The 23,967-nt window shown below is 67.5% G+C and carries 24 protein-coding genes and 1 other RNA gene; 6 read left to right on the forward strand and 19 right to left on the reverse strand.

Annotated elements, in window-relative coordinates:
- Positions 1–7 precede the first annotated feature (7 nt).
- Positions 8–931 carry an alpha/beta hydrolase gene (locus C6Y53_RS17965; RefSeq protein ID WP_106473677.1) on the forward strand — a complete coding sequence of 308 codons (924 nt, stop codon included), beginning with the start codon at positions 8–10 and terminating at the stop codon, positions 929–931.
- A gap of 6 nt (positions 932–937) precedes the next feature.
- Here the strand turns inward: C6Y53_RS17965 and C6Y53_RS17970 are convergent, their stop codons facing one another.
- Positions 938–1,774 (reverse strand): alkaline phosphatase family protein, encoded by an 837-nt coding sequence (locus tag C6Y53_RS17970; protein WP_106473678.1) that lies wholly within the window; start codon positions 1,772–1,774, stop codon positions 938–940.
- 143 nt (positions 1,775–1,917) lie between these two features.
- Between C6Y53_RS17970 and C6Y53_RS17975 the strand changes: the two genes are divergently transcribed.
- Entirely contained in the window at positions 1,918–2,532 is a 615-nt protein-coding gene (locus C6Y53_RS17975) for a lysozyme inhibitor LprI family protein (protein WP_149615557.1), read from the forward strand.
- Positions 2,533–2,541: 9 nt separating this feature from the next.
- Here the strand turns inward: C6Y53_RS17975 and C6Y53_RS17980 are convergent, their stop codons facing one another.
- From C6Y53_RS17980 to ndk, 9 genes are all read right to left on the reverse strand, one after another.
- Entirely contained in the window at positions 2,542–4,179 is a 1,638-nt protein-coding gene (locus tag C6Y53_RS17980) for an ABC transporter ATP-binding protein (protein WP_106473679.1), read from the reverse strand.
- Entirely contained in the window at positions 4,179–4,997 is an 819-nt protein-coding gene (locus C6Y53_RS17985; RefSeq protein ID WP_106473680.1) for an ABC transporter permease, read from the reverse strand. Before C6Y53_RS17985 ends, C6Y53_RS17980 begins: the two co-directional genes overlap by 1 nt.
- 12 nt (positions 4,998–5,009) lie before the next feature.
- Positions 5,010–5,966 carry an ABC transporter permease gene (locus C6Y53_RS17990; protein WP_106473681.1) on the reverse strand — a complete coding sequence of 319 codons (957 nt, stop codon included), beginning with the start codon at positions 5,964–5,966 and terminating at the stop codon, positions 5,010–5,012.
- A 1-nt stretch (position 5,967) separates the two neighbouring features.
- On the reverse strand, positions 5,968–7,551 hold the full coding sequence (locus C6Y53_RS17995; RefSeq protein ID WP_211299422.1) for an ABC transporter substrate-binding protein: 1,584 nt from the start codon (positions 7,549–7,551) through the stop codon (positions 5,968–5,970).
- A 147-nt stretch (positions 7,552–7,698) separates the two neighbouring features.
- Complete coding sequence (locus C6Y53_RS18000) at positions 7,699–8,805, reverse strand: DUF4147 domain-containing protein (protein ID WP_106473682.1); 1,107 nt, start codon at positions 8,803–8,805, stop codon at positions 7,699–7,701.
- Positions 8,805–9,242: a D-aminoacyl-tRNA deacylase gene (gene dtd / locus C6Y53_RS18005; RefSeq protein WP_106473683.1), complete on the reverse strand. Its 438-nt coding sequence runs from the start codon at positions 9,240–9,242 to the stop codon at positions 8,805–8,807. Before dtd ends, C6Y53_RS18000 begins: the two co-directional genes overlap by 1 nt.
- A gap of 22 nt (positions 9,243–9,264) precedes the next feature.
- A complete protein-coding gene (locus tag C6Y53_RS18010; RefSeq protein WP_106473684.1) occupies positions 9,265–9,939 on the reverse strand; it encodes a nitroreductase in 675 nt (224 codons plus the stop codon).
- A 57-nt stretch (positions 9,940–9,996) separates the two neighbouring features.
- Positions 9,997–11,220: a cytochrome P450 gene (locus C6Y53_RS18015; RefSeq protein WP_244614880.1), complete on the reverse strand. Its 1,224-nt coding sequence runs from the start codon at positions 11,218–11,220 to the stop codon at positions 9,997–9,999.
- Positions 11,221–11,346: 126 nt separating this feature from the next.
- Complete coding sequence (gene ndk / locus C6Y53_RS18020; protein ID WP_106473685.1) at positions 11,347–11,769, reverse strand: nucleoside-diphosphate kinase; 423 nt, start codon at positions 11,767–11,769, stop codon at positions 11,347–11,349.
- A gap of 156 nt (positions 11,770–11,925) precedes the next feature.
- Here ndk and C6Y53_RS18025 point away from each other — a divergent pair, with 156 nt between their 5' ends.
- The 3 genes from C6Y53_RS18025 to C6Y53_RS18035 all read left to right on the forward strand — a co-directional run bounded on the left by C6Y53_RS18025 (position 11,926) and on the right by C6Y53_RS18035 (position 15,216).
- Positions 11,926–13,770: an ABC-F family ATP-binding cassette domain-containing protein gene (locus C6Y53_RS18025; protein WP_106473686.1), complete on the forward strand. Its 1,845-nt coding sequence runs from the start codon at positions 11,926–11,928 to the stop codon at positions 13,768–13,770.
- Positions 13,771–13,963: 193 nt separating this feature from the next.
- Positions 13,964–14,581: a MarC family protein gene (locus C6Y53_RS18030; protein WP_106473687.1), complete on the forward strand. Its 618-nt coding sequence runs from the start codon at positions 13,964–13,966 to the stop codon at positions 14,579–14,581.
- Positions 14,582–14,634: 53 nt separating this feature from the next.
- Positions 14,635–15,216, forward strand: coding sequence for a retropepsin-like aspartic protease family protein (locus tag C6Y53_RS18035; protein WP_106473688.1), 582 nt, complete (start codon positions 14,635–14,637; stop codon positions 15,214–15,216).
- 52 nt (positions 15,217–15,268) lie between these two features.
- Here C6Y53_RS18035 and C6Y53_RS18040 read toward each other — a convergent pair whose 3' ends face one another.
- The 6 genes from C6Y53_RS18040 to C6Y53_RS18065 all read right to left on the reverse strand — a co-directional run bounded on the left by C6Y53_RS18040 (position 15,269) and on the right by C6Y53_RS18065 (position 21,613).
- Positions 15,269–16,363, reverse strand: coding sequence for a TFIIB-type zinc finger domain-containing protein (locus tag C6Y53_RS18040; RefSeq protein WP_106473689.1), 1,095 nt, complete (start codon positions 16,361–16,363; stop codon positions 15,269–15,271).
- Positions 16,364–16,373: 10 nt separating this feature from the next.
- Positions 16,374–17,486: an SPFH domain-containing protein gene (locus C6Y53_RS18045; RefSeq protein ID WP_106473690.1), complete on the reverse strand. Its 1,113-nt coding sequence runs from the start codon at positions 17,484–17,486 to the stop codon at positions 16,374–16,376.
- Positions 17,487–17,516: 30 nt separating this feature from the next.
- On the reverse strand, positions 17,517–18,473 hold the full coding sequence (locus tag C6Y53_RS18050; protein WP_211299423.1) for a DUF2927 domain-containing protein: 957 nt from the start codon (positions 18,471–18,473) through the stop codon (positions 17,517–17,519).
- Positions 18,474–18,476: 3 nt separating this feature from the next.
- Complete coding sequence (locus C6Y53_RS18055; RefSeq protein WP_106473691.1) at positions 18,477–19,667, reverse strand: toxic anion resistance protein; 1,191 nt, start codon at positions 19,665–19,667, stop codon at positions 18,477–18,479.
- 6 nt (positions 19,668–19,673) lie between these two features.
- Positions 19,674–20,600 (reverse strand): 5-bromo-4-chloroindolyl phosphate hydrolysis family protein, encoded by a 927-nt coding sequence (locus C6Y53_RS18060; RefSeq protein ID WP_106473692.1) that lies wholly within the window; start codon positions 20,598–20,600, stop codon positions 19,674–19,676.
- Between the two features lie 191 nt (positions 20,601–20,791).
- Positions 20,792–21,613, reverse strand: a complete 822-nt coding sequence (locus C6Y53_RS18065; protein ID WP_244614881.1) for a pseudouridine synthase — start codon at positions 21,611–21,613, stop codon at positions 20,792–20,794.
- Positions 21,614–21,657: 44 nt separating this feature from the next.
- Between C6Y53_RS18065 and C6Y53_RS18070 the strand changes: the two genes are divergently transcribed.
- Positions 21,658–22,104, forward strand: a complete 447-nt coding sequence (locus C6Y53_RS18070; RefSeq protein WP_106473693.1) for a nucleoside deaminase — start codon at positions 21,658–21,660, stop codon at positions 22,102–22,104.
- Positions 22,105–22,134: 30 nt separating this feature from the next.
- On the opposite strand, the gene rnpB is transcribed toward C6Y53_RS18070, so the two are convergent.
- From rnpB to C6Y53_RS18085, 3 genes are all read right to left on the reverse strand, one after another.
- Positions 22,135–22,554: RNase P RNA component class A (rnpB, locus tag C6Y53_RS18075), an RNA gene on the reverse strand.
- 33 nt (positions 22,555–22,587) lie between these two features.
- A complete protein-coding gene (locus tag C6Y53_RS18080; RefSeq protein WP_244614882.1) occupies positions 22,588–23,205 on the reverse strand; it encodes an N-acetylmuramoyl-L-alanine amidase in 618 nt (205 codons plus the stop codon).
- Between the two features lie 65 nt (positions 23,206–23,270).
- Positions 23,271–23,966 (reverse strand): hypothetical protein, encoded by a 696-nt coding sequence (locus C6Y53_RS18085; protein ID WP_106473695.1) that lies wholly within the window; start codon positions 23,964–23,966, stop codon positions 23,271–23,273.
- Between the last annotated feature and the right edge of the window lies 1 nt (position 23,967).

Here is a 23,967-nt window from a genome sequence, read left to right on the forward strand (position 1 = left end):
CACGGCGATGGACTACGATCAGCTGATCGACGCCGAAACCTGGGATTTCATCCGCGCGACCGGGGCGTATTACCCCGACGACACGGTGGCGTTCCCGATCGCGGATCAGCGCCGCGTCTATGACGAGATGTGCCGCGCCTTTCACCAGGGTTATCCCGACGGCGTCACGGCCGGCGATCGCGATGCCGGCAGCGTGCCGGTCCGGGTCTATTCCGCGGGCGATCCCACCCGGACCGTGGTCTATTTCCACGGCGGCGGCTTCCTCGTCGGGGGGCTCGACAGCCATGACGATATCTGCGCCGAGATCTGCGCCATGACCGGGTTCCGGGTGGTGTCGGTGGATTACCGGCTCTGCCCGGAACATCGCCACCCGGCCCAGTTCGAGGATGCGTGGATGGCGGCGCAATGGGCGGCGGAGGAATATGGCGTGCCGATGGTGCTGGCCGGCGACAGCGCCGGCGGCAACCTCGCGGCCGCAGTGTCGCACCATGCCCGTGGCCGGCTCGGGTCGGTGCTGGGGCAGGTGCTGATCTATCCGGGGCTCGGCGGCCCGATGCAGGGCGGATCTTACGCGGACCACGCCAACGCGCCGCTGCTGACGGTCGCGGATCTGAAATTCTACCGCGCGATGCGCTATCACGGCGACGAACCCCGGGGCGACCCGACCTATGCGCCGTTGCAGGACATCGATTTCAGCGGCCTGCCGCCCACGGTTATCGTGACCGCCGACTGCGACCCGCTGCGCGACGATGGGCGCAGCTATCGCGACCGGATCATCGCCGCGGGCGGCAAGGCGCAGTGGATCAACGAGGTGGGGCTGGTGCATGGCTACCTGCGGGCACGCACGACCGTGGCGCGCGCGCATGCCAGCTTCGAGCGGATCGAGATCGCCATCGAGGCGCTGGGGCAGGGGATCTGGCCCTATGACTGAGCCGCGCTAGCGCAGGAACGGATCGGCACGCATCGTGTCGGCCACCGGCGCACCGAGGCGCGACAGGATCGTCGGCGCCAGCTGGAGCTGTTCGATCACCGTTTCCGGCGCCGGCCCGTCCGCAGGGCCGAAATAATAGAGCGCGGTTTCCTGTTGCAGCGGGTCGCGCCCGCCGTGATGCCCGCGCGCGTCCTGGCCGTGATCTGCGGTCACGATCACCTCGTAGCCCATCGCCCGCCAGCGCGGGATGAAGGGCGCCAGCATTTCATCCATCACGAAACAGGCATGGTCCATCTCCCGGCAATCGTGAAAGAACCGGTGCCCCATGCTGTCCAGCGTGCATGTGTGCAGCAGCCCGTAGGTCAGCGAATGGCGCGCGCACAGGCTGGTCAGCGTGGCGAACAGGTCCAGGTCGCAGGGCGTCATCTGGTTGTCGTGGCCATAGCCAGTCATGGTGTGGAACCGGCCGTGGTTGATGGTGGAACTGTCCGGTTCGTCATATTCGATATCGCGGACCGGATCGAACGGGTGGCGATTGAAGAACTCGGACCAGAAGGAATGCGCCACCGCGCCGGTCACGCCGCCGGCCGCGCGCACCTGCGAGAACACGTCCGGCTGCGCCAGCCGGAACACGTTGCCATTGCCGGTGCAGCCATGGTCCTGCGGTGTCACGCCGGTATGCAACGACGCATAACAGCTGGCCGAGATCGACGGCAGCACCGACCGGTGTTTCCAGACCCGGGCCTCGCCGCGTTCGACCCAGCCTTCGAGATTGCCGAACAGACGGCGGAAATTGCGCCACGGCACGCCGTCGAGTATGATCAGAAGGAGCTTGTTCGGCATTGCGGCCTCTCGTCATGCAATGGGCGCATCAAAGCCACGGCACGGCGTGCTGGCAATCGAAAATGCGACCGGGGCCGTGACCGCAAGATTTTTTTCCTGTCCGCGAGGCCGGTATCGCGGATGACTATGGACGGAGAAAGCCCATGCGCCAGTATATCGCCACCTTGCTGTGCCTCGCCGCGCCGTTGGCATGGGCGGATGAGGGGCCGTCGTTCGATTGCGCCAAGGCACAAAGCGGTGCGGAACAACTGGTCTGCGAGGATGCCGGGCTGGCCGAACTCGATCGCCGCCTTGCCGGGCGCTTCACCGATGCGGTCGGGCTGGCACAGGGGCTGGACGCGGGCGCGGAGGAGGCGGTGACCGAGCTCAAGGCGATGCAGCGCGGCTGGATCAAGGGCCGCGACGAATGCTGGAAAGCGGCGGATCAACGCGCCTGCGTGGCCGACGCCTATCTGCGCCGCGAGGCCCGGCTGGTCGCCTTCTGGCTGATGCAGGAACCCACCGGCACGGAATTCTGGGCCTGTGGCGGAAACCCGTCGAACGAGGTGGTCACGATGTTCTTTGACACCGAACTGCCCGGTATCCGGTTCGAACGCGGCGACAGTATCGATACCGGCGTGCTGTCACCGTCTGAAACAGGCACCCGCTACGAGGGCGATTTCGGCCGTTCGATCTGGATCCGGGACGATGAGGCCACCTATCGCGAGCCAGACCCGGACGGAACCGAATATGACTGCGTTCTGACGCAGCGGGACTGACCGCCGGGCTCAGTGCCCGGCGCTTTCCATCCTGCGGTGGTCCAGCACCTCTTCCAGCCAGCCCAGTTTCATCTCGGGGACCGAGGACAGCAACAGGTCGGTATAGTCGTCGAAAGGCGGCGCCAGCACCTGGCTCTTGGGGCCGTAGCGCTGCACCTTGCCGTGATACATCACCGCGATGCTGTCCGCGATCGCCTTCACCGTGGCGAGGTCATGGGTGATGAACAGATAGGCCACGTCCTCGATCTTCTGCAGGTCGAGCAGCAGCTTGAGGATGCCATCCGCCACCAGCGGGTCGAGCGCCGATGTCACCTCGTCGCAGATGATCAGCCGCGGCCTGGCGGCCAGGGCGCGGGCGATGCAGACGCGCTGTTTCTGTCCGCCTGACAATTCGGCCGGATAGCGGTCCTGGAAACCGTCGCCCAGTTCGATCTCGTCCAGCAATTCCTGGATGCGTGTCTGTTTCTCGGCGCCGCGCAGGCCGAAATAGAATTCGAGCGGCCGGCCGATGATCGTGCCCACGGTCTGGCGCGGGTTCATCGCCACGTCGGCCATCTGGTAGATCATCTGCAATTCACGCAGATCCTCGCGCGCGCGCCCGTCGAGCCCGGGCGACAGCCTGCGCCCGGCAAATTCGATCTCGCCTTCGCGCGGAGGCAGCAGACCGGTGATAACCCGCGCCAGCGTCGATTTGCCGGACCCGGATTCGCCGACCACGGCCAGCGTCTGGCCCGGATGCACCTCGACATTCACGTTCTGCAGGACATCGAAACTCAGCCCCTTGTAGCGGGCGGTGACGCCGCGCACGGTCAGCACCGGGTCGGGCGAGGGCGGCTTTTCCTCGTGCTCGATCGAGCGCACCGAGACCAGCGCGCGGGTATAGTCCTCGTGCGGGTCTTCGATGATCTGCCGGACCGATCCGTATTCCACCGTTTCGCCCTGCCGCAGCACCATGATGTCGTCGCTGACCTGGGCCACCACGGCAAGGTCGTGGGTGATGTAGAGCGCGGCGACGCCGGTATCCTTGATCGCTTCCTTGATCGCCTTGAGCACGTCGATCTGCGTGGTCACGTCCAGCGCGGTTGTGGGTTCGTCGAACACCACCAGGTCGGGCTGCGGACACAGTGCCAGCGCGGTCATCACCCGCTGCAGCTGCCCGCCTGAAACCTGATGCGGATAGCGGTTGCCGATATGTTCGGGGTCGGGCAGGCCGAGCTTGTCGAACAGCTCGACCGCGCGGGCCTCGGCCTCGGAGCGGGAGAACCGCCTGTGATGGATCGCGGCTTCGGTGACCTGCTCCATCAGCTTCTTGGCGGGGTTGAAGGATGCCGCGGCGGATTGCGCCACATAGGTCACTTCGGCCCCGCGCAATTCGCGCAGCCCTTTCAGGCCGCCGCGCAGGATGTCGCGGCCATTGACCCAGACCTCGCCGCCGGTGATCTCGACGCCGCCGCGCCCATAGCCCATCGCCGACAGGCCGATGGTGGATTTGCCGGCACCGGATTCGCCGATCAGGCCAAGCACCTTGCCCTTTTCCAGATCAAAGGACACCCCGTGCACGATCTCGATCCTGCGCGGCGTTTCGCCGGGCGGATAGACGGTGGCGCCGATCTTCAGGTCGCGGACGTTCAGCAGCATGTCGGACATCAGCCGCGTCCTCCCTTCAGGCTGGTGGTGCGGTTCAGGATCCAGTCGGCCACCAGGTTGACCGAAATCGCCAGCGTGGCGATGGCCACGGCGGGCAGCAGCGCCGCCGGAATGCCATAGACGATGCCTTCCTTGTTTTCCTTCACGATCCCGCCCCAGTCGGCCTCGGGCGGTTGCACGCCGAGGCCGAGAAAGGACAGGGTGGACACGAACAGCACCGCGAAGATGAAGCGCAGCCCCATTTCCGCCACCAGCGGCGACAGGGCGTTGGGCAGGATTTCACGGAAGATGATCCAGCGCCGCCCCTCGCCGCGCAACTTGGCCGCCTCGACATAATCCATCACGTTGATATCCACCGCGACGGCGCGGGCCAGCCTATAGACGCGGGTGCTGTCCAGCAGGCCCATGACGATGATCAGGATGGTTACCGTGACCGGCATCACCGACAGGACCACCAGCGCAAAGATCAGGGTCGGGATCGACATGATCAGGTCCACGAAGCGGGAGATCGCCTGGTCGGCCCAACCGCCCAGCACCGCGGCCAGCAGGCCCAGCACCGAGCCGGTGACAAAGGACAGGATGGTGGCCGCGGTCGCGATCCAGATGGTCGTGCGCCCGCCATAGATCATCCGGGACAGCAGGTCGCGTCCGATGCTGTCGGTGCCCAGCAGGTGCTCGGCCGAGCGGGGTTCCCAGACATCGCCGACCACCTCGGCCATGCCATAGGGCGCCAGCAGCGGCGCGAAGATCGCCATCAGGAAATACAGCGCCATGAAGAAGAGCCCGATCAGGGCAGAGACAGGTATGTTTCTGAACATCTCGCCGCCCTCCTATTTCGGGTGCCGCAGGCGCGGGTTGGCGAGGATCGACACGATATCGGCGACCATGTTCAGGCCGATATAGACGGCGGCAAAGATCAGCCCGCAGGCCTGCACCACCGGCACGTCGCGCTTGGCGACGTGATCGACCAGATATTGGCCCATGCCGGGATAGACGAACACCACCTCGACCACGACGACGCCGACGACGAGATAGGCGAGGTTCAGCATCACCACGTTGACGATCGGCGCGATCGCGTTGGGAAAGGCGTGGCGGTAGATCACCTTGAACAGGCTCAGCCCCTTGAGTTCGGCGGTTTCGATATAGGAGGATTGCATCACGTTGAGGATGGCGGCGCGGGTCATGCGCATCATGTGCGCCAGCACCACCAGCGTCAGCACCGCGACCGGCAGCGCGATGACATAGAGCTTCTGGCCCAGCGTCATCGTGTCGTTGATCATCGCGACCGAGGAAAACCAGCCCAGTTTCACCGCGACGAAGAACATCAGCACATAGCCGATCAGGAATTCGGGGATGGATATGGCCGTCAGCGTGACCGCCGAAATCAGCTTGTCCGGCCAGCGGTCGCGATAGCGCACGGCCAGCAGGCCGAGGAAGATCGCCAGCGGGACGGATACCATCGCCGCCCAGAAGGCCAGGAACAGGGTATTTCCGAGCCGCTTGCCCACGTTCTCGGCGATGTCCTGGCCGCTGGTCAGCGCGGTGCCCAGGTCGCCGTGCAGCACGCCGCCCAACCAGCTGAAATACCGTGTCAGGGCGGGCTCGTTCAGGCCCAGTTCGGCGCGCAGGTTGGCCAGCGCCTCGGGCGTGGCGGATTGGCCGAGAATGGACTGCGCCACGTCGCCGGGCAGGATGATGGTTCCGGCAAAAATCAGGATCGATACAAAAAACAACAGGATCAGGCTCAGCGCGACGCGCTGAGCCAGTAGTTTCGCGATCTGGGACATATCAGCCCGTTACCCACATCCGATGGGGGGCATAGCCGTTCATCAGGACCTGGCCCTTGATGCCGGGTGTGAAACCGGCAACGCGGGTGCTGGTGGCTTCGACGAAATCGTTGAACATCGGGCAGATCAGGCCGCCTTCGTCATGCAGGATCTGGCCCATGTCGGCATAGATCTGCTTGCGCTTGGCCTGATCGACCTCGGCGCGGGCGGCGAGCAGCATCTGGTCGAACTGTTCGTTGTTGAACCGCGTGTCGTTCCAGTCCGCGGTGGACAGGTAGGCGGTGGTGTACATCTGGTCCTGGGTCGGACGGCCACCCCAGTAGCTGGTGCAGAACGGTTGCTTGTTCCAGACCTCGGACCAGTAGCCGTCATTGGGCTCGCGCTTGATCTCGACATTGATGCCGGCGGCGGCACAGCTTTGCTGGAACAGCGCCGCCGCATCCGGCGCGCCGGGGAACGAGTTGTCCGAGGTGCGCAGCAGGATCGGCCCGTCATGCCCGGACTGCTTGAGATGGAACGCCGCCTTGTCGGGATCGTATGCGCGCTGTTCGAGTTCGGTATAGAGCGGATACGAGGCGTTGATCGGGGTGTCGTTGCCGACCGAGCCGTAGCCGGACAGGATCTTGTCCACCAGTTCCTGCCGGTTGATGCCGTATTTCAGCGCCAGCCGCAGGTCCTTGTTGTCGAAGGGCGCGGTGTCACAATGCATGATGAACACATAATGCCCCGGTCCCGAAGTCTGGTGCACGTCGATATTCGGTGCCCGCGCCACCAGCCCCGCGGTGCGCGGCGGCACCCGGTCGATCAGGTCCACCTGGCCGGACTGCAGCGCCGCGACCCGCGCGGTGTCGTCGTTGATCACCAGCAGTTCGAGCGTATCGGCATGACCGAGGTCGCCCCAGTAATGCGGGTTCTTCTCGGCAACGAACCGCACGCCCATGTCCACGTCCTTCAGGACATAGGGGCCGGTGCCGATGGCGGCGTCGGGTGCCTCCTTGCCGCCGCCGGGCTGGATCACCAGGTGATAGTCCGACATCAGGTAGGGAAGGTCGGCATTGGGCGTCTTGAGCTCGATCACGATATCGGACCCGTCGACGCGGATATTCTCGATATCGCGCATCAGCCCGAGCGCGCCGGATTTCGATTCATCGTCGGAATGGCGCGCCAGCGTGGCGGCAACGTCCTCGGGCGTGACCGCCTGGCCGTTGGAAAAGGTGATGCCGCTGCGCAGGCGGAAACGCCAGGTGGCGGCGTCTTCCGAACCTTCGAAGCTCTCGGCCACCTTGCCCGTGATGCCGCCGTCATCGTCCAGTTCCACCAGCGGTTCGCCCCACATGCGGATCAGCATCAGGCCGACGGTGTTGGTGGTCAGCGCCGGGTCGAGGCTGTCGGTGGTCGAACCGCCCTGCAGCGCCATGCGGATGGTGCCGCCATTGACCGGCTCCTGCGCATGGGCGGCCCGCGCCAGAAGGGTGTTGGCCGTCATCGCGCCGATGCCGAGCGCGGCGGCGCGGTTCAGGAATTCACGGCGGCTCATCTTGCCGGCGATGGCATGGCCGGCGAGGAACTTGATCTGATCTTGCATGCTTATCTCCCGTATCCTTACAGCGTTTGGAACGCAATTTTGTTGCTTGATCCCCCAAAGGGTCGCGCATTTCCGGCATATGGGCAAGCAGGAAAGTCCGGCGGTCCGCGGCGCCGGCCGGCGGATCGGGCCCGGGCAGAGCCCGGTTCAGCCCCTCAGAGCCACCATCAGATCCATGACATTCGTGCCGGTAGGTCCGGTTCTCAGCAACGCGTTCGCGGCCTCCAGATACGGGCCGCTGTCGGCTTGCAGCAGCGCCGTTTCCGCACCGGGTGTCCATGTCGCGCCATCGATCACGCCGCCTGCGGCGTCGGTCGGCCCGTCGCTGCCATCGGTGCCGCCGACGACGACCACCAGGTCTCCGATGCCCGCGATTTCGCGTGCCAGCGCCAGCGCCAGCGCCTGGTTGCGCCCGCCGCGGCCGGGATTGTCGGGCAGAACCACGGTGGGTTCCCCTCCCAGGATCAGCGCCCCGCGCGGCATGTCGCGCAACCGTGCCCCGATCGCGGGTGCCAGCGCGTTCAGGTCGTCATGCAGGCTTTCGGCATTGCTCAGCACCGGGAACCCCGCCGCGGTGGCGGCGCGTCCGGCGGCGTCGCGGGCGGTGGCGTTGCTGGCCACGATGCGCAGGTCCGAGACGAAGGCCGCCGACGCGGGACTTGCGCCGATGCCCGAGCCGATCACGCCGATATCGTCGCCTGGCACGTCCGATATGGCCAGCACCGTCGCCCGCGCCCCGCGAAACCCCGCCAGCAGCCCGCCGCCCTTGATGCGGCTCAGCTTGCGCCGCTCGGTGTTCATCGCGCCGATATCCATGCCCGATGCCAGCAGGCGCCGGTTCAGCACGTCGAGATCCGCCAGCCCGTAGCCCGACACCGGGTCTTCGGCCAGCGCCGAGGCGCCGCCGGAGACCAGAAGCAACAGCTGCGATCCGGGTGCCATTGCCGCGACCGCCTTGCGCAGCGCGCGGCCCGCGGCGAGGCTGCGCGCGTCCGGCACCGGATGGGCGGCTTCGATCAGGTCGACAGCATCGGGCAGTCCCGCCCCGTGGCCGTCCTTGGTGACGACGAGACAGGGCAGCGGGCCGAACCTGTCGAGCGCGGCCCGCGCCATTGCTCCGGCTGCCTTGCCCACCGCCAGCACCGCGTCGGGGCGCGGCTGGCGGTCCAGCGCGGCGGCGGTCGCGGCATGGCCGTCCACCGCCGCCACACCCGCCCGCCAGATGGCGCGGGCGCTGTCGCGCAGATCCGTCATCACGTTTCGATCCATATCGTCACCGGCCCGTCATTGACCAGCGCCACCGCCATGTCGGCGCCGAATTCGCCGGTCGCCACCGGCAGGCCCAGCCGGGCGAGTGCAGCCGCGAAATGTTCGTAGAGCCGGTTGCCATCTTCGGGCGCGGCGGCGGCCGAGAACCCGGGGCGGTTGCCGCGCGATGTATCGGCGGCCAGGGTGAACTGGCTGACCACCAGCGCCCCGCCACCCACGTCCAGCACGGACCGGTTCATGCGGCCGGCATCGTCGCGAAAGATGCGCAGCTTCGAGATCCTGGCGGCGAGATGTTCGGCCTCGGCCTCGGTATCGCTCTGCATGGCGCAAACCAGAACCAGCAGGCCCGGCCCGGTGCGGCCGACGATGCGGTCGTCAACGGTGACAGAGGCTTCGCTGACCCGTTGTATCAGGGCACGCATGGCGGGGCTCCTCGATCTGCTTTCATCCGCGCCAGTCCACCACGTCCTGCACATCGGCGCGGGTCGTGCGGAACCTGTTGGCGGGGTGAACCTCGTCGGCGTAACCAAATGAAATCGCGCAGATGATCAGCCGGTCATCGGGAATGTCGAAATGGCGGTGCAGAAACGGCGCATGGGACGCCACGGCCGCCTGCGCGATGGTCGCCACGCCGCATTCCGCGGCGGCCAGGGTGAAGGCGGTGACGAACCCGCCGCAATCCACCGCGCCATAGGCACCGAGATCGCGGGGCGCGGTGATGATGGCGCAATGGGGGGCGTCGAACAGCGCGAAATTCCGCATTGCCTGCCGGGCCGACCCGGCGCGGTCGCCCTTGCGGACGCCGACCGCGTCATAAAGCGCCCAGCCCGTTTCCCGGCGCCGGTCCAGGTAGATGCCGGCATAGCGGTCCGGGTGCGGCAGGTCGGGCGACGGCGCAGCGGTTTCGGCCTCGTGCATCAGGGCCGCGCGCAACCGTTCGGTTTCGGCGCCGCTGGTGATCACCAGCTGCCAGGGTTGCGCGTTGCACCAGGACGGCACTTTCTGCGCCGTTTCCACGATGCGTTCGATCCGGCTGCGCGGCACCGGATCGGGGCGGAATGCGCGGCAGGACCAGCGGCGGGACATCAGCCTGTCGAGCTCGGATCGTGGGTCGTTCATGGGGCCTCCCGGATTGCCGCGCACAATGGCCGGGCTCCGGCCTGGCCGCAAGGGGATCTATCCGAGATCGGCCGGCAGCGCCGCGTAGCCGCGAAACCGCAGGCGCCCGCCGCGCACGCGGCCGTCGCGCAGGGCAAATCCGGGATACCGGTCCAGGAACCGCGAGATCGCGATCCGCCCCTCCATCCGTGCCAGCGTCAGCCCGACACAGACATGGGGACCGGCGGCAAAGGCGAGATGCCGGTTGGGCTTGCGCCCGACATCCAGCCGCGCGGGATCGTCGAACACCGCGGGATCGCGATTGGCCGCGCCGATGCACAGATGCAGGTTGGTGCCGGGCGCGATGTCCAGCCCGCCGATATTGACCCGGGCGGTGGTTTCGCGGTTGCCAAGCTGGTTGGGCGACCGGAACCGCAGGAATTCCTCGATCGCCAGCGTGATCAGCGCCGGATCAGCGAGCAGGCGGGCCCTCTGGTCCGGGTGGTCGTGCAGCAGCGCCAGCCCATTGCCGATCAGGTTGGTGGTGGTTTCATGGCCGGCATTCAGGATGAAGATGCAGTTCTGCAGCAATTCGGTTTCCGACAATTGCCCGTCCGCGCCGTCACCCCGGATCAGGCGCGTCAGCACATCGGTTTCCGGGTCGCCGGGCGCGGCGCGGCGGCGGCGGACCAGATCCCGCAGATAGGCGGTGAATTCCCGCACCGCCTCATGGCCGCGGGCCAGTTGCGCCGCGCTCAGCACCGGTTCAAGCGCGCCCAGAATGGCCAGCGACCAGTCGCGCAGCGGCCCGCGTTCGGCCATCGGCACATCGAGAAGGTTGCCGATGATCTGGATCGGGATCGAGGCGGCGAAATCCTCGATCAGATCGACGCTGCCGTGCCCCTGCATCCCGTCCAGCAGCGCATCGACAGCCGCGACCAGCCCCGGCTCCATCCGTGCGATTGCCCGCGGCGTCAGCGCCGATGTCATGATCCGCCGCACCCGCGTATGCAGGGGCGGGTCGTTGAACACCAGCGACGTGGTGTGATGCTCGAAGAGCGGCGAGCCCGCCCCGAATTTCGGCCCGAACGCCGCCGTCTTGTCCGACGAATAAAGCGTCGTGTCGCGATAGATCCGGTCGAGATCGGCGTGACGGCAGAGCAGCACCGATCCATCGGGCTGGCGCAGCACCGGCGCATGGTTCAGCAGGGCGTCATAGACCGGGAACGGGTTGTCGGCAAAGCCCTCGGGCGGCGCGGCCAGGTCGAACCCCGTCGCGATATCGCGCATCTCGCCGTTCATCACATCGTCATCCTCCCGCGTTCACGTTTGGACAGGACGGGCGGGCTGTCAACGGCAGAGCAACACAGGACAAGGGCCGCCCCGGTCGCGGGACGGCCCTTGCGGCAATGGCGAGGATCGGCCGGATCAGCCGACCAGTTCGATGCCCGAGAAGAAATAGGCGATCTCGACAGCGGCGGTTTCCGGCGCGTCCGAGCCGTGAACCGAGTTTTCGCCGACCGATTCCGCGAACTCGGCGCGGATGGTGCCCGGTGCCGCGTCGGCGGGGTTGGTCGCGCCCATCACTTCGCGGTTGCGCGCGATGGCGTTGTCGCCTTCGAGAACCTGCACCACGACCGGGGCCGAGGACATGAAATCGCACAGTTCGTCATAGAACGGACGTTCGGCGTGGACCTCGTAGAACTTGCCGGCCTGTGCCTTGGTCATGTGGATCCGCTTCTGGGCGACGATGCGCAGGCCGGCTTCTTCCAGCTTGGCGTTGATCGCACCGGTCAGGTTGCGGCGGGTGGCGTCGGGCTTGATGATCGAAAAGGTGCGTTCCAGGGCCATGGGGTATCTCCTTCGGGGCTGGTTGCGTCTGGTTGTTCGTGGCGGCGGGCGGCCCCGCCGGTCAATGCCGCGCGCCGCGTAACATGGGGGGCGGCGCTTGGGAAGGGCGTTTCGGACCCGATTGACAGTGCCCCGGCCCTGCGTCACACCGCCCGCATGTTGCGTATCGATGACATCACCTATTCGGTCGGCGGCCGTCCGTTGCTCGAAGCGGCGTCGGCGGTGATCCCGACCGGCCACAAGGTTGGCCTGGTGGGGCGGAACGGCACCGGCAAGACCACGCTGTTCCGGCTGATCCGGGGCGAACTGGCGCTGGAAAGCGGGTCGGTTACCCTGCCCAGCCGCGCCCGCATCGGCGGCGTCGCGCAAGAGGCGCCATCCTCGGATGTGTCGCTGCTGGACACGGTGCTGGCGGCCGATACGGAACGCGCGGCGCTGCTGGCCGAGGCCGCAACCGCGACCGATCCGGCGCGCATCGCCGAGGTGCAGACGCGGCTGGCCGATATCGACGCCTGGTCGGCCGAGGCCCGCGCCGCGTCGATCCTCAAGGGGCTGGGATTCGACGATGCCGCGCAGGCACGGCCCTGTTCTGATTTCTCGGGCGGCTGGCGGATGCGGGTGGCGCTGGCGGCGGTGCTGTTCTCGCAGCCCGACCTGCTGCTGCTGGACGAACCGACCAACTATCTCGACCTCGAAGGCGCACTGTGGCTGGAAAGCTACCTGGCCCGCTATCCGCATACGGTCATCATCGTCAGCCATGACCGCGGCCTGCTGAACCGCGCCGTGGGTGCGATCCTGCACCTGGAGGATCGCAAGCTGACGCTCTACCAGGGGCCCTATGACCAGTTCGCCCGCGCGCGTGCCGAGAAACTGGCGCTGGCCGAGGCGATGGCCAAGAAGCAGGAGGCGCGGCGGGCGCATCTGCAATCCTATGTGGACCGGTTCCGCTACAAGGCTGACAAGGCCAAACAGGCCCAGTCGCGGATCAAGGCGCTGGCGCGGATGCAGCCGATCACCACCCCGCAGGAGGCAGCGCTGCGGGCGTTCAGTTTCCCCGAACCCGAGGAACTGTCGCCGCCGATCATCCACATGGAGGGCGGCGTCACCGGCTATGGCGACACGCCGGTGCTGGCGCGGCTGAACCTGCGGATCGACCAGGACGACCGGATCGCGCTCCTGGGGCGGAACGGGCAGGGCAAATCGACCCTGTCGAAACTGTTGTCCGACCGGTTGCCGCTGATGGCGGGCAAACTGGTCCGGTCGCGCAAGCTGCGGATCGGCTATTTCGCCCAGCACCAGGTCGACGAGTTGCATGTGGACGAAACGCCGATCGATCATCTGCGGCGGTTGCGGCCCGATGAGGCGCCGGCCCGGCTGCGGGCGCGGCTGGGCGGGTTCGGACTGGGCGCCGCGCAGGCGGAGACCGTGGTGGGCAGCCTGTCGGGCGGGCAGAAGGCGCGGCTGTCGCTGCTGATCGCGACCATCGACGCGCCGCATCTGCTGATCCTCGACGAACCGACCAACCATCTCGATATCGAAAGCCGCGAGGCGCTGGTCGAGGCGCTCACCGCCTATTCCGGCGCGGTGATCCTGGTCAGCCACGACATGCACCTGCTGAGCCTCGTCGCCGACCGGCTGTGGCTGGTCGACGGGGGCACGGTGCGGCCGTTCGATGGCGATCTCGAAGCCTATCGCGCCCAGTTGCTGAGCCGCGACAAACCGGCGCCGAAACGCGAGACACCGAAACCCCGGCGCCCGTCCCGCGATACGTTGCTGCTGCTGCGGGGCGAGGTCCGCAAGAGCGAGGCCCGCGTCGAGAAACTCAACGACATGCGCGACCGACTGGCCGAGAAACTGGCCGACCCGGCGCTCTACGAAGATGGCAGGCAGGCCGAGGCCGAGGTCTGGCAGCGCAAGTATGCCGAGGTGATGGAAGGCCTGGACCGCGCCGAAACGCTGTGGATGCGGGCGCTGGAAAAGCTCGAGGCCGCCGAGGGCTGACGACTGTCCGGCCCGTTGCCCATCCATGTTGATCCGGCTCGAAATGGCTGGGGATTGGATCGGCGACGGCGCGATCCCTGCCGGGGCCGTCAGGGCCGATGATCTGCAATTTTCGAGGGACATCGGTCACCCTGCGCCTGCATCCGCAGGAATTTCTGGCATCGCCGGGCCGCGCGTGGCATGTCATCAGGGAATGGATACCGGGTTCTTCATCACCGCCTTCGTGACGCTCTTCGTTGTCATCGACCCGCCGGGGCTGGCGCCGCTGTATCTGGCGCTGACCCATGGCATGGATGCGGCCCTGCGCCGGTCCATCGCCATCCGGGCCTGTATCACCGCCGCCATATTGCTGACCATCTTTGCCGCCTTTGGCGAGGCGGTGCTGGACTTCGTCGGGATATCGATGCCCGCGTTCCGGGTCGCGGGCGGCATCCTGTTGCTGCTGACCGCGCTCGACATGCTGTTCGACCGGCGCAGCAAGCGGCGCGAGGATCGCGCCGAGGAGGAAGAACATCCCGATCCATCGGTGTTTCCGCTGGCGATCCCGCTGATCGCGGGGCCGGGGGCGATTGCGTCGATGGTGCTGCTGTCGGGGCAGAAACCGGGGATCGAGGGGCTGGCGCTGGTCATTGCGGTGATGCTGAGCGTCCTCGTGCTGGTGCTGGCGCTGTTCCTGGCATCGGGCATGATGGAGCGGCTTCTGGGCAAGACCGGGATCAACATCGTCACCCGGTTGCTGGGGATGTTGCTGGCGGCGCTGGCGGTGCAATTCGTGCTGGACGGGCTGCGTGCCTATGGCTTTGCGGGCTGACATTTCCAGCGCGCGGCCCCATATCGGGACCATGTCGGCACTGCGGGAACGCCATGAGCAATATCGAAATCGGTAACCTGGTCTATCTGCTCCTGCTGGGGGCGGTGCTGCTGTCCTGGGCCTTTGTCCAGAACCGCCGCAACCTGGGCAGGCTCGCCCAGCAGGCGATTGCCTGGGGGCTGATCTTCCTGGGCACGATCGCGGCGATCGGTCTGTGGGACGACATCCGGGGAACCGTGCAACCCAGCCTGGCGACCGTGACCGAGGGCAACCGGGTCGAGGTGCCGCGCGCCCGCGATGGCCACTACTACCTGACGCTCGAGGTCAATGGCACGCCGGTCAGGTTCATGATCGATACCGGCGCCTCGCAGGTGGTGCTGACCCGGCGAGATGCCGAGCGCGTCGGGATCGCCCCCGGTGACCTGGCCTATAGCGGGCGGGCCAACACGGCCAATGGCACCGTCCGCACCGCGCCGGTGGTGCTGGACGACATCGCTCTGGGTCCGATCCGCGACCGGGGCGTGCCCGCCGCGGTGAACGAAGGCGAGATGGACGAGTCGCTGCTGGGCATGTCCTATCTGCAACGCTGGGGCCGGATCGAGATCGGCGGCGGCGCGCTGGTGCTGACACGCTGACACCGGGTGCTGCGGATCGCCAACCGCGACCACAGACGCCCTGCAGCCGGTGTCAGCCGCCGCCCGAGGCAAGGGCCCCGAACATCGCCGCAATGAACAGCCCGGCGATGATCGCCAGCACGATCTTCAGGGTGGAATAGGGGCGTTCGCCCTGAACCTGCCCGGTGCGGCCGTTGACCACGAAACGGTAGGTCTTGCCCCGATACTTGTAGGCGGCCAGCCAGATCGGCAGCAGGATATGCTTGAAGGTCACGTTGCTCACCTCGGTGTCGATGGCGAGGATGCGCTGGCGGTCGCCGCCGATATCGAACCGTACGTCGCGTTCGATCACCCGGCCCATGACATCGCGCGCCTCGGTGTAGCCGTGGCCAAGCTCGACCGTATAGGCCTCGGCGCGGAACCCGGCGAGGAACTCCGGTTGGTAGGGTTCGAGCGCCGGCAGGTCCCAGGGCTGCAGCGCGTCGGTATAGACCTTTGGCAGCGACTGCGAGGCCAGCACCAGAATATCGTCGAAGGAACGCGCGACCCGCCCGGAGGTCCGGCTCCATTTGATCTTTGGAACCTGCTGGCGCACGCGCCTGCCGTTCTGGATGACGATGCGGGTCTCGTAGTAGATCGTTCCCCGGTCGCCCTGATAATTCGACCGCGTGCGCGCATCGAAGGTCCAGTAGGGAACATAGATCCCCTGCATCCGGCGCCCCTTGCGGGCATAGCGTTTCAGGCCCGAGGGCGCGAACCACAATCGGCCCAGCCAGTTGCCCATCGCCTCATGCGCGTGAGCTTCGGTCAGCGCAAAGGGCAGGATGCCGCGCGGTTTGATGTGGCGGTGGGTGCCGGTGTCGGTGACGACGGGGGTCGCGCAGAACGGGCATTCGGCCGCATGGGTGTCGGGGTCGAACTCGACCTGCGCGGCGCAGTTGGGGCAGGTGATGACCCGGGTTTCCTCGATCTCGGTTTCGGGCAGCCGATCGGCGACGGCGGCGTCGAAATCGATCTCGCGCAGCCGGCCGCCCTGCCACGGGCCGGAGGCCACCTGCTGGACCTGTCCGCAATGGGCGCAGACCAGCGCCCCCTGCGCGGGGTCGAACCGGTAGTCGCCCCCGCAGGTGTCGCAGGGGAAACGGTGTTCCTCGGTGGTCACCGGCATGGCGACCGGACTATGTGCCGGGCGGCGGCGGCGGCAGGATGGTAAAGAGCTGGGCCAGTTCCTGCACGTCGCCCGCGGGTTTCCATCCGTCCTGTCCCGGCGTCCACACATAGGTGTCGCGGGTCACGTCGCCTCCGGCGACCATCCGGCCCAGCCGGGCCTTGGAAAATGGCCCTTGCGACTGGCCGTCCGCCGCGATGTGCCAGACATGTTCGACCACCGGTGGCGGCGGCGGGGCGGCCTGCGCGGGATGGGCGCCCCAGGGGCCGGCCTGGGGCGATGCCATCTGCTGCGCCATCGCCATGCCCATTCCGGCACCCAGCCCGGCGGCCATTCCGCCGCCCGACGGGTTGCGTGCCGCGGCCGTCATCGCCTCGGCGGCGGAATATTGCGTGAAACGCCCGAGATCGCCGGCCAGCCCCATCGAGGTGCGTTTGTCCAGCGCGGCCTCGACCGCCGGCGGCATCGAAATGTTCTCGATGTAGAATTCCGGCATCGCCAGCCCGTAACTGTCGAGCACGGGCGACACCTGCGCCACGATCAGCTTGCCCAGATCGGCGGTGTTGGCGGCCATGTCGAGCACGGGAATGCCGGACGACGCGATCACGCGGGAAAACTCCTGCACGATGATGTTGCGGATCTGGAAACTGATCTCGTCCATCGTGAATTCGCCGTCGGTGCCGACGATCTCGACCAGGAACCGCGCCGGATCGCTGATCCGGATCGTATAGGTGCCAAAGGCGCGGATGCGGACCGGTCCGAATTCGGGATCGCGGCAGATGACCGGGTTCTTGGTGCCCCATTTGAGATCGTTGAACCGGGTCGTGTTGACGAAATAGATCTCGGATTTGAACGGCGACCGGAACCCGTGATCCCAGTGCTGAAGCGTGGTCAGCACCGGCATGTTGTTGGTTTCCAGCATGTAGAGACCCGGCGTGAACACGTCGGCGATCTGGCCCTCATGCACGAACACCGCCGCCTGGCCTTCGCGCACGGTCAGCTTGGCGCCATATTTGATTTCATGCCCCTCGCGTTCGAACCGCCAGACCATGGTGTCGCGGGTGTCGTCCACCCAGTGGATCACGTCGATGAACTCGCCGCTCAGAAAATCGAATATGCCCATGTGGTCTTCCTCGGTATTGTCGATTGGGTCTCAGCCGCGGGGGCCGACCAGTTCATCCGCCATCCTGCGCACGATGTGGCGCGCATCGTCCGCGGTCATGCCCGGCTGCAGGCGGTCGTCATAGAGCATCTGCAACAGCATTTCATCATGATGTGTCAGCAGCGCGAATTCATCGTCGTCATTGAAGATCGACGGCCGCGCCTGGGGGCTGTCATTTGGCAGCCCGAGCCCCTGCGCGATTTCCTCGTGGATACAGGCCGACCGCACCAGCCGCGGGTGCTCGGCCCGCACCAGCACCACGGCGCGGTCATAGACATAGGGATCGGTGGCCGCGGACATCGCCAGCACGAGGCAATAATAGGACCGGGGCAGGTCGCGGAACACGGCGCGTTCGGCATCGGTGATGCCGGGCACCAGCCGGGTCAGCCGTGACTGCAGGAAATCGGCATCGTCGAGGCTGGCGAAGAAAACGATGAGATTGGCATTGCGCGACACGTTGGTGATCGAATGGCCGGTGAGCCCGGCCAGCCGCCGCGTGAAGGTTTCGACCTCGCGCTGGTCATGTTCGCGGGCGCGGGCCTGTACGCTGGGGCCGAACTCGGTTCCGATCCGCACCGGGCCCGCCCACCGGCTCAGCGGGCTGGGGCCGCCGGGCCGGCCGCGCGTGTGTTCCTCATAAAAGGCGATACGCTCGAAGTTCTGCGCCAGCGTTGCCGCATCGACGGGAATGTCGGCGCCATCATCGGTGCGCAGCTTGCCCTCGGCCTGCAGGTTTTCGGCCACCAGCCCATAATAGACGACCAGTTCGGCGCTTTCGACCGAGCGGGGCGGGGCCGTGACGACCGGCGGCGGCCCCAGCCCCGACGGCCGGGCGCGGGGATGGGGCGATGTTTGCGGCATGAAAAGATCGCAGCCGGCCAGCAGCAACAGCGCCAGGGCAGGCGCGGGCCGCAGGACGCGACGCAGGATCTGATCCTGCCGCGCCATGTCTCAGCCGGGGACCGCGGTGCCGGAATTGTCCCCGACACCGTCGCGGCGGGCCTTGGCGGCGGCCAGGGTGTCGCGCAGTTCAGCTTCCATCTTCTTCAGTTCCTCCTCGGCGGCCGCCCGCTTGGCCTTGCCTTCGTCGGCGATCTGCAACGATTCCTGGATCGTGCCGATCAGGTCGGCATTGGCCTGTTTCACCGCTTCGATGTCGAACACGCCGCGTTCCATTTCCTGGCGGATCATCTTGTTGCTTTCGCGCAGATTGGCGGCGTTCGAGGTCAGCAACTCGTTGGTCAGGTCATTGGCGTCGCGCACGGCGGCGGCGGCCTCGCTGCTGCGCTGGATCGTGACCGCCTGCGCCAGCTGGGTTTCCCAGAGCGGCACGGTGTTCACCAGCGTCGAGTTGATCTTGGTCACCAGCGACTTGTCGTTTTCCTGGACGAGCCGGATCGACGGCAGCGACTGCATGGTGACCTGGCGGGTCAGCTTGAGGTCGTGCACGCGGCGTTCCAGGTCGTCGCGCGCGGCCCGCAGGTCGCGCAGTTCCTGCGCCTTCATCACCTGCTCGCCCTCTGGTGCGGCCTGCACCTCGGCCTCCTTGGCCGGAATGTCATTGCCGTCCAGCTCGGCCAGCTTGGCTTCGCCCGCCGCGATGTAGAGCGCCAGTTCGTCGTAGAAGCCCAGCGTCTTGTCATAGAGCAGGTCGAGCGACTTGATGTCCTTGAGCAGCGTGTGTTCGTGGCCCAGCAACTGGTCGGTGATGCGGTCGATCTGGCCCTGCACCTCTTCGAAACGGGCCGTGAACTTGGCAAAGGGTGCCGCGCGGCCCAGCAGCCGTTCCCACCAGCTGCGTTCGCGCCTCACGTCCAGTTCGCTGACCGAGAAACCGCGGATCGTGGTGACGATATCGCGCAGGCTGTCACCGGCGGGGCCGACATCCTTGTTGCGCACATCCGCCAGCATCGCCTGGCTGATTTCCTGCAGCTCGGTCTGCGCGGAGGAGCCGAACCCGACGATCGAGCCGGTATTGCCCATGTCGATCTCGTCCATGCGGCGGCGGATCTCGGCGCTGACGGCCGCGTCCGCCTGCGCCAGCGGCACCACTTCGGATTTCGGCTCGGGCAGCGAGATCGCGCTCACCTGTTCCACCAGCTGCGTGCTTTCCTCGGCCTTCTTGCGAACGTCGTCGGACATGGGCTGTTACCTTTCTGTTGTTTCGGCGGACGGGTCCAGCCGCACGCCTTCGCGCTGCAACCGGTCGCGCAGCACATCGATTTCCACCGTCAGGTCGCTGCGGTCGTCGAGCAGCAGCTTGCGCGTGCGGGCGGCAAAATTCTGTTCCAGATCATCGAGCAGCGACAGGTAGTCGGTCTTGGCCTGCGCGTCGCGGCTGCGGCTGTAGATATCGGCGAATTTCACCGTCGCGTCGCGGGCGCCCAGCAGATAGACGGTCATGTATTTCCGGGCCGCCGTCAGATCGCGCGGATCCTCTTCGACGGTGCGGAACAGGTCACGGGCGGCGACCTGGAACCGTTCGACCCGCGCCATCACCTCGCGGTCGGCGGCGCGTTTCGCCGCATCCCGCATCTCGGTCAGCTTTTCCTCGGCCTCGTCCACGACACGGGCCACGCGGTCCTGCTGGAAGGTGTCGATGCCTTCCATGCCCTTGTCGCGCATCGGGTCGATGCCGAAGGACAGCAGATGCAGCACGGTTGCCGCCGCGCCGTAGAGCGCGGGCGCCAGGATCCCCGGTTCGGTCAGCCAGGCGGCTAGCGCGGCCCCGGCGCCGGTCAGCAGGCTGCCGGCGATCTTGCGCGGAAAGGCGGGGCGGCGGGCGACCTTGCGCGCGGCCCAGGCCGCCTCGGCGCGCAGGCCTTCGCGGGTGAGAAACGCGCCGCCTGCCAGCATCGCGGCACCGATACCCCCCAGCGCCAGCCCGGTCGCGCCATCGTTCAGCGACAGGAACAGCAGCAGGATCGGCGGCAGGAACAGCAGGTTGACCCGCAGCCCGGCCGGGTCGGCCCGCGCGCCATCGAACTGTCCGCGGGCGGGCGGTCGTGCGGCAGGAGAGTCCGATCGGGTGCCGGCGCCGTCCGGGCTGTATTTGCCGCCATAGCGTTGCGCCATAGCGTCAAAGCCCCCCCAGCCAGCCGGATGTGATGCCGAACAGCAGCAGAATCAAAGCGATATACGCTACTTTCTGAAGCCCCGAGCGCGCCATGCCGTGTTTCTTCCGGTCACCGATTGCCGTGATACGTTCGCCCGGCCAGACTAGGCCAAGGGCAGGGGTCTGGCTAGGGAAAAAGGCGAGGCTGCGATCAATGTTTCCCCGGCGGGCGGCGGCGTGGGCGCCGTTTGGGGGCAGGTTTCGCCGTCCCGGTCGTGTCGGCATCGTCCAGACCCAGCTGGTCCCGAACCACCTTGCGGCGCAGTTCCTCGACCTCGCCCGGTTTCAGCTGGCCGAGCTGGAACGGCCCGTAGCTGACCCGGATCAGCCGGTTCACCGTGAACCCCAGCGCCTCCATCGCGCGGCGCACTTCGCGGTTACGGCCTTCGCGCAGCGCCACGGTCACCCAGGCATTGGCGCCCTGCTGGCGGTCGAGCGTCACCTGCATCGGCTGGAACCGGATGCCTTCGACCTCGATGCCGCGCCGCAGCGGGTCGAAATCGGTGTCGGTCGGGCGGCCGTGCAGCCGCACCCGGTAGCGGCGCAGCCATCCGGTCGACGGCAGTTCCAGCTGCCGCTTGATGCCGCCGTCATTGGTCAGCAGCAGCAACCCTTCGGAGTTGAGGTCGAGCCGGCCCACGCTCATCACCCGCGGCATGTCGGCGGGCAGCGCGTCGAAAACGGTGTCGCGGCCATGTTCGTCGCGGGCCGTCGTCACCAGACCGGCGGGTTTGTGATAGAGCCAGAGCCGCGGCGGCTCGGCCTCGGCCAGCGGGGCGCCGTCCACCGTGATCCGGTCCGACGCGGTGACGTTCAGGGCCGGGCTTTCGATGGTGCGGCCATTGACCGTGACCCGGCCGGCCGCGATCATGCGTTCCGCCTCGCGGCGCGAGGCGACGCCAGCCCGTGCCAGCACCTTGGCGATCCGGTCGCCGGGATTGTCGGTCGTGGTCATGCCCCGCCCATAGACCATCGCGCGGGCTTGCGAAAGGGCGGGCGGGGCGGCAGGGTGAGGCGATGTTCCGATCGCATATGGATCAGGCGCTGGCCGAGGCGCGGGCCGCCGCCGAACGCGGCGAGGTGCCGGTGGGCGCGGTGATCGTGGCCCCGGACGGCGGTGTCGTGGCCGCTGCCGGGAACCGCACCCGCGAGTTGAACGATCCGACCGCCCATGCGGAATTGCTGGCGATTCGCGCGGCCTGTGCCGCAGCCGGGTCGGAACGGCTGGCGGGGCATGCCCTCTATGTGACGCTGGAACCCTGCGCGATGTGCGCCGCCGCCATTGCCGCGGCCCGGATCGGCCGGCTCTATTATGGCGCGGCTGATCCCAAATCGGGCGGCGTTGCCCATGGCGCGCGGGTGTTCACGCATCCGCAGGCGCATCACCGGCCCGAGATCTACGACGGGATCGCGGGCGACGAGGCCGCGGCCCTGCTCAGGGCGTTCTTTGCCACGCGCAGGTGACCCGGCACGGCGGGACGGGCCGTGGATGTCATGCGCGGAGGGCCTGTAAGCCGGATTCTGTTCCGGGGTTGCCCCCGGCGACGACCATTCATCTGGGCCGCGCATCGCTGTGCGGCTCGTGCTGCCAACCCGACCCCTCTCGGCTGAAGCGAGCCTAGCGGCGGTTTCCCCGAAGGGACCGGTCCCGCGCGGGGGTCCTATTCGGCATTGCTCCCGGTGGGGCTTGCCATGCCGCCCCCGTTGCCGGGGGCGCGGTGGGCTCTTACTCCACCGTTTCACCCTTGCCCCGGACCTGCCGGAGGCGAACCTCCGCCATGCCGGGGCGGTCTGTTCTCTGTGGCGCTCTCCGTCGGGTTGCCCCGCCCGGGCGTTACCCGGCACCGCTGCTTCAGGGAGTCCGGACTTTCCTCCCGGCCGGCGAACCGGCCAAGCGGCCGTCCGGCCCTCCGCGCGGCATCGGCTTAGGCGCTGCGGGCCGCCGCGTCAACGGCGACCGGCCTGGCCGAACCCGGCCAGGGCCGCCATGTCCGCGTCATCGAGCGGGCCGCACGCATGGGGGCGCAGGCGCAGGCGCACCGCCGCCAGCAAATCGGCATCCGAACAGGGGGCAGTGTAACCGGCGGCGCGGGCCAGGGCGCGGAACGGGGCGGGATCGGGGGTATGGGCCGGGTTTTGGGCATGGTCCCGGGCCGGAGCGGGCCTCAGCGCCAGCCCCTGCCGGGCCAGCCGGGTCCAGTCGAATCGGGGGCCGGGATCGTGTTTGCGCCCCGGCGCCATGTCCGAATGGCCGATCACGCCTGCGGGGCCGATACGATGCCGCTGCATCACGTCGCGCAACAGGTCTTCGAGGGCGGCCATCTGCGGTTCCGAAAACGGATGGTCGCCGCGATTGTCCAGTTCGATCCCGATCGAGCGCGAGTTGATGTCCTCCAGCCCGCGCCATTCACCGGCGCCCGCGTGCCAGGCGCGCTTGGCCTCGTCCACCATCTGCCAGATCGTGCCATCGCCGCCGATCAGGTAATGCGCCGACACCTCGATGGCGGGATCGCAGAGCCGGTCGAGCGCGGCGCTCGCGCTGTCCATCGCCGTGTAGTGCAGCACGATGAGCGACGGTTTCAGCCCGTCCCGGCGGTCGCCGAAACTGGGGGACGGATGCCGGATCGGGGTCAGTTCTGCACCGCCTGGCGAAACGGCGCGGGATCCCAGCTGCAGGCATAGCCGTCGCCATCGGGGTCGAGGTTCTGGCGGTCCCGCTGCGGGCCGCCCGCCTCGAGGAACGCGATCTGCGCCTGGTCGGGCGATGAGAAGCGGTTGCAGTTGCGCTGCGAGCCGCCGGCGAGGCTGAGGCCGGACCGGCTGTAGATCCGCGTGCCGCGCGGGTTGGTCTGCGACAGCGCATAGGCGACGATGTTGGGCCCGACACCGGCGGGGCGCACGGGCACGGCGGTGGGTTCGACGGCCTCGTATTGCGCGCGGTATCGGGCCAGCCGTTCGGCATCGCTTTCGATCGATTCGCGTGTCCTGACCGCGGAAAAGCTGTTCTCGTCCGAGATCCCCGCAGTCGACACCGGGGCCGAGGTCGCCGTCGCGGTGGTCTCGGTCGATGCCAGCGCGGCGGCGGTGGCGGCCGCGATGTCGTCTTCGGGCGCGGCGGTCCCGGCGGGCAGCGGTTGCGTGGCGATCGCGGCGGGCAGGGGCAGGGGCTGCCCGTCCGTGCCTCCGGCCAGCTGCGCGTCCAGCACCTTGGGCGAGCCGAAATAATTTTCGGGCTGGCCACCCGGTATCTGCGGCGCACAGGCCGACAGGGCGGTCAGCGCGGCAAGGGCGGTCAGGGCAGGAAGGGCAGAAAGGGCAGGGCGCATC

It is taken from the genome of Pukyongiella litopenaei (genome assembly GCF_003008555.2).
Taxonomy (GTDB): domain Bacteria; phylum Pseudomonadota; class Alphaproteobacteria; order Rhodobacterales; family Rhodobacteraceae; genus Pukyongiella; species Pukyongiella litopenaei.

Excerpts from the sequence above, each read along its gene's own strand:
- C6Y53_RS17965 (WP_106473677.1), top strand. The coding sequence starts at position 8 with ATGGACTACGATCAGCTGATCGACGCCGAAACCTGGGATTTCATCCGC.
- C6Y53_RS17970 (WP_106473678.1), bottom strand. The coding sequence starts at position 1,774 with ATGCCGAACAAGCTCCTTCTGATCATACTCGACGGCGTGCCGTGGCGC.
- C6Y53_RS17975 (WP_149615557.1), top strand. The coding sequence starts at position 1,918 with ATGCGCCAGTATATCGCCACCTTGCTGTGCCTCGCCGCGCCGTTGGCA.
- C6Y53_RS17980 (WP_106473679.1), bottom strand. The coding sequence starts at position 4,179 with ATGTCCGACATGCTGCTGAACGTCCGCGACCTGAAGATCGGCGCCACC.
- C6Y53_RS17985 (WP_106473680.1), bottom strand. The coding sequence starts at position 4,997 with ATGTTCAGAAACATACCTGTCTCTGCCCTGATCGGGCTCTTCTTCATG.
- C6Y53_RS17990 (WP_106473681.1), bottom strand. The coding sequence starts at position 5,966 with ATGTCCCAGATCGCGAAACTACTGGCTCAGCGCGTCGCGCTGAGCCTG.
- C6Y53_RS17995 (WP_211299422.1), bottom strand. The coding sequence starts at position 7,551 with ATGCAAGATCAGATCAAGTTCCTCGCCGGCCATGCCATCGCCGGCAAG.
- C6Y53_RS18000 (WP_106473682.1), bottom strand. The coding sequence starts at position 8,805 with ATGACGGATCTGCGCGACAGCGCCCGCGCCATCTGGCGGGCGGGTGTG.
- dtd (WP_106473683.1), bottom strand. The coding sequence starts at position 9,242 with ATGCGTGCCCTGATACAACGGGTCAGCGAAGCCTCTGTCACCGTTGAC.
- C6Y53_RS18010 (WP_106473684.1), bottom strand. The coding sequence starts at position 9,939 with ATGAACGACCCACGATCCGAGCTCGACAGGCTGATGTCCCGCCGCTGG.
- C6Y53_RS18015 (WP_244614880.1), bottom strand. The coding sequence starts at position 11,220 with ATGAACGGCGAGATGCGCGATATCGCGACGGGGTTCGACCTGGCCGCG.
- ndk (WP_106473685.1), bottom strand. The coding sequence starts at position 11,769 with ATGGCCCTGGAACGCACCTTTTCGATCATCAAGCCCGACGCCACCCGC.
- C6Y53_RS18025 (WP_106473686.1), top strand. The coding sequence starts at position 11,926 with ATGTTGCGTATCGATGACATCACCTATTCGGTCGGCGGCCGTCCGTTG.
- C6Y53_RS18030 (WP_106473687.1), top strand. The coding sequence starts at position 13,964 with ATGGATACCGGGTTCTTCATCACCGCCTTCGTGACGCTCTTCGTTGTC.
- C6Y53_RS18035 (WP_106473688.1), top strand. The coding sequence starts at position 14,635 with ATGAGCAATATCGAAATCGGTAACCTGGTCTATCTGCTCCTGCTGGGG.
- C6Y53_RS18040 (WP_106473689.1), bottom strand. The coding sequence starts at position 16,363 with ATGCCGGTGACCACCGAGGAACACCGTTTCCCCTGCGACACCTGCGGG.
- C6Y53_RS18045 (WP_106473690.1), bottom strand. The coding sequence starts at position 17,486 with ATGGGCATATTCGATTTTCTGAGCGGCGAGTTCATCGACGTGATCCAC.
- C6Y53_RS18050 (WP_211299423.1), bottom strand. The coding sequence starts at position 18,473 with ATGGCGCGGCAGGATCAGATCCTGCGTCGCGTCCTGCGGCCCGCGCCT.
- C6Y53_RS18055 (WP_106473691.1), bottom strand. The coding sequence starts at position 19,667 with ATGTCCGACGACGTTCGCAAGAAGGCCGAGGAAAGCACGCAGCTGGTG.
- C6Y53_RS18060 (WP_106473692.1), bottom strand. The coding sequence starts at position 20,600 with ATGGCGCAACGCTATGGCGGCAAATACAGCCCGGACGGCGCCGGCACC.
- C6Y53_RS18065 (WP_244614881.1), bottom strand. The coding sequence starts at position 21,613 with ATGGTCTATGGGCGGGGCATGACCACGACCGACAATCCCGGCGACCGG.
- C6Y53_RS18070 (WP_106473693.1), top strand. The coding sequence starts at position 21,658 with ATGTTCCGATCGCATATGGATCAGGCGCTGGCCGAGGCGCGGGCCGCC.
- C6Y53_RS18085 (WP_106473695.1), bottom strand. The coding sequence starts at position 23,966 with ATGCGCCCTGCCCTTTCTGCCCTTCCTGCCCTGACCGCCCTTGCCGCG.